At 61.2% G+C, this 3,385-nt stretch carries 4 protein-coding genes and 1 pseudogene; all 5 read left to right on the plus strand.

The window, feature by feature from the left end:
* Positions 1–228, plus strand: a pseudogene (locus PLN84_RS12820) (preprotein translocase subunit SecF); the annotation flags it as partial.
* The gene (locus PLN84_RS12825) at positions 225–1,685 is read left to right on the plus strand and encodes a preprotein translocase subunit SecD (protein ID WP_348532147.1); all 1,461 of its coding nucleotides are present in this window, start codon (positions 225–227) and stop codon (positions 1,683–1,685) included. The pseudogene PLN84_RS12820 and the gene PLN84_RS12825, both read left to right, overlap by 4 nt.
* Positions 1,686–1,747: 62 nt before the next feature.
* Positions 1,748–2,029, plus strand: coding sequence for a thioredoxin domain-containing protein (locus tag PLN84_RS12830; protein ID WP_292384681.1), 282 nt, complete (start codon positions 1,748–1,750; stop codon positions 2,027–2,029).
* Between the two features lie 4 nt (positions 2,030–2,033).
* Positions 2,034–2,684 (plus strand): NADPH-dependent F420 reductase, encoded by a 651-nt coding sequence (npdG, locus tag PLN84_RS12835; protein WP_292384683.1) that lies wholly within the window; start codon positions 2,034–2,036, stop codon positions 2,682–2,684.
* Between the two features lie 207 nt (positions 2,685–2,891).
* Positions 2,892–3,385: aldolase (locus tag PLN84_RS12840; protein ID WP_348532148.1), on the plus strand; the 494-nt coding region annotated here is incomplete at its 3' end.

The raw sequence follows: 3,385 nt of genomic DNA on the forward strand, positions 1-3,385 counted from the left end.
AAACTCGACGAGAAACTCTCCGGGGCCTTCAGGACCGGGATCATCATGACGACCACGACGCTTGCGGCCATCGCCGCCATGTGGGCCGTCGCTACGGCAGGACAGATCCAGATCATCAGCGCGATCGCGAGCGTCCTCATCATCGGGCTCCTCGTCGACATGATGAACACCTGGATGCTGAACGCCGGAATTCTCAAGGGGTACATCCTCCGGGGAGGTAAGAAATGAACCGAGAAACCTTCATCAATCTCGTCAAAGACTGGCATGTGGCCCTGCTGCTCCTTCTTGTGATCGGCTCCCTCGTCGGCATCTACCTGGCCCCCCCGAACCCCGAGAAGGGGCTTGAAGGGAACCTCCAGTTCGGCCTCGACCTCGAAGGCGGTTCGTGGCTGCAGATGGAGTTCCAGTCCGTCGTCGTGGCATACTCGACCGACGGATCGGTCGAAGACCTCATAGAGAACCTGCGAACGAGCCTCGAGGTGGAGGTTATCCAGATTGACGGCGACCACCTCGAGATTCGCAAAAATGTCTCCCGTGCCGACCTTGAACCGATCTTTTCGGCATCAGGCGCCTCGATCGTCACCTACCAGGAGGGCGTATCTGCGTTCACCGCAGACGAGGTGAAACGGATCCTGAGCGACAAGGTGAACGCCCTCGGCATGCAGGACGCCAGGATCAACCTGCTCACCCCGACGGGGAGCGAGTATCCGCAGTACGTGCGGATAGAGCTCGCCGGCGTGGATATGACGACGGCACAGGAGATCGTCGGCCAGCAGGGTGTGTTCGAGATCCGGATCCAGACCACCGGAAACGAGACCGAGCACGTCCTCTACGGGGACCAGATCACCAGCGTCGGCGTGCCGCAGAGGAACCCCGAGAACCAGCAGTGGGGCGTCGGGTTCTCGTTCACCGATGCGGGTGCCCAGGCCTTCCGTGAGGCCGCCCTCCGGCATGGGGCGGTCGACAACCCGGGAAGCCATCACCTCGTGATGCTCCTCGACAACAAGACCGTCTACAACGCTCCCCTCGCCGGGAACCTTGCGGCGGAACTCCGGTCGGGCCCGGTCAGGTCGCTTTCCGCGAGCACCGGGATCGGTGACACCGGGCTTGACGATGCGATGGCGCTCGAGATCCACCTGCGGGCCGGCGCCTTGCCGGTGAACGTGGAGATCGTCGGGTCCGGTTCCGTCCCGGCGGCGCTCGGTGAGCAGTTCAAGACGACCGTCTTCCTTGCCGGAATCTTCGCGCTCCTCGCTGTGGGGGCTGTCGTCTACTACCGCTACCGTGAGCCTTCGATCGTTCTCCCCATGCTCTTCGTCAACGTCTCTGAGATTGTCATCCTGCTCGGCATCTCCCGGTTCATCGTGCAACTCGATCTCGCCACCATCGCCGGCCTGATAGCGGTGGTGGGCACCGGCATCGACCAGCTGATTATCATCACGGACGAGATTCTTCACGAAGGGCGTGTCCCGTCGCCGAACCTTTACATGAAGCGGTACGGACGGGCGCTCGGGATCATCGTCGTCTCTGCGGCGACGGTCTTCATCGCCATGCTCCCGCTCGCGCTGATGGACCTATCCACCCTGAGAGGTTTTGCCATTGTCACCATACTCGGTGTCCTGATCGGCGTCCTGGTCACACGGCCTGCGTACGGAAAGATTATCATGGCGATCCTCTCGAAATAACACCCCAACCAATAACATTTATTGCCCCGTTCACACACAATGTGTGAATGGGGTACAGCGTTATGGGAAAACCGATTCTAATGGACTTTTTCGCCGAGTGGTGCGGTCCGTGCCACCAGCAGTCACCGATCATCGATGAGCTCAAGAAGAAGATGGGTGACCAGGTCGATATCAGGAAGATCGACGTTGGTGTTGATTCCGAACAGACGCGGCAGTATGCCGCGAAATACGACATCCAGTTCGTACCAACGCTCGTCATCGAGAAAGACGGAGCTCTTATCCAGAAATTGGTCGGCGTCCAGGACCTTGCGAGGCTTGAGAGCATCCTGAAACCACTGGTGTAAGTGGGTGAAGATCGGCATCGTCGGTGGGACCGGCGATATCGGGGAGGGCATGACGCTCCGGCTCTCTCCGAAGCACGATGTGATCGTGGGGTCGCGCGAGGAGGCAAAGGCCATCGCAACCTGCGATACCTGCCGGGAGGCCCTGCATGAACGCGATCAGGAGTGCAGCCTCATCGGCGGTTCCAACCAGCGCGCGGTCGACGAGGCGGATATCGTCATCCTTGCGATACCCTTCAAGCACGTGATTCCTATCCTGAAAGCCCTGACCGGGTTTGAGGGCAAGATCGTCGTCAGCCCCGTCAACCCGATCGAGCGCACGACTCACTTCTCCTACGCCCCTCCACCGGAGGGGTCGGCAGCGATGATGATCAAGGGGTTGCTTCCTCCGGATGCAACAGTCTGCGCCGCGTTCAACAACATCGCCGCAGAAAAGTGGCGGGCGCTCGATGAGGAACTGGACTACTCCGTCGCCGTCTGCTGCGATGACGACTCCGCGAAGCATACGGTCATGGAGATCGTCAACTCCGTCTCACGCCTCCGCGCCTACGACGCGGGGCCGCTTCGTGCCGCATCCGTCGTCGAGAGCGTCACGCCCCTCCTCCTGAACATCGCCCGCTTCAACAGGTTAAAAGACGTCGGCATCAGGTTTGTGTAACCATTTTTTGCCGCCGGGGGGGAGAGCCGGTAGCCGACCCCGGCACGTTGTTCATTCTGGTGAAGCGCAAGAGCTGATAGCACACGGACACCGGATTTCACGTTCTCCCGAACCGGGCTCCCGTCGACGCTCCGCCGCCCACCCCCGGGGATGCACATATCCCGGTCCACGCCAAACCATCCTGTACGATAGCCTCGGGTGCAGAAGATGCTTGATCAGGAGTTTGAACGGATAGGAAAGCGGCTTTTTCAGGAAAGGCTCGTCGGAGCGAACTTCGGGAACATGAGCGTCCGCGGCGAGGGCGGGTTGTACATCACCCGGACCGGTGCGTACCTCGACTGCCGGGAGGTGCCGGTCTATGTGCCTGATGCGGGCGACGCCCCGCGTGAGGCCTCAAGCGAGTACCGGGTCCACCGGGCGGTCTACCGGGAGACGTCTCATTGTGCGATCGTCCATGCTCACCCGGTCCACGCCGTCGCTGCATCGCTCGATGCCGATCTCATCCGGCCGGCCGACAGCGAGGGGGGGATGCTCTGCCCGACAATATCGGTCGTCACCGGGAGCCCCGGGACCGACGAGATTGCAGAGAACGTGGCGGCAGCACTCCGGGACGGCCATATCGTCATCGTCCGGGGGCACGGGACGTTTGCCGCGGGAGAAACGATGGATGAGGCATATATCTACACCTCGATCGCCGAGTA

The sequence above is a fragment of the Methanoculleus sp. genome, from assembly GCF_035363275.1.
Taxonomy (GTDB): Archaea; Halobacteriota; Methanomicrobia; order Methanomicrobiales; family Methanoculleaceae; genus Methanoculleus.

Bases quoted from the DNA above. Each gene is read 5' to 3' on its own strand.
- PLN84_RS12825 (WP_348532147.1), top strand. From the start codon at position 225: ATGAACCGAGAAACCTTCATCAATCTCGTCAAAGACTGGCATGTGGCC.
- PLN84_RS12830 (WP_292384681.1), top strand. From the start codon at position 1,748: ATGGGAAAACCGATTCTAATGGACTTTTTCGCCGAGTGGTGCGGTCCG.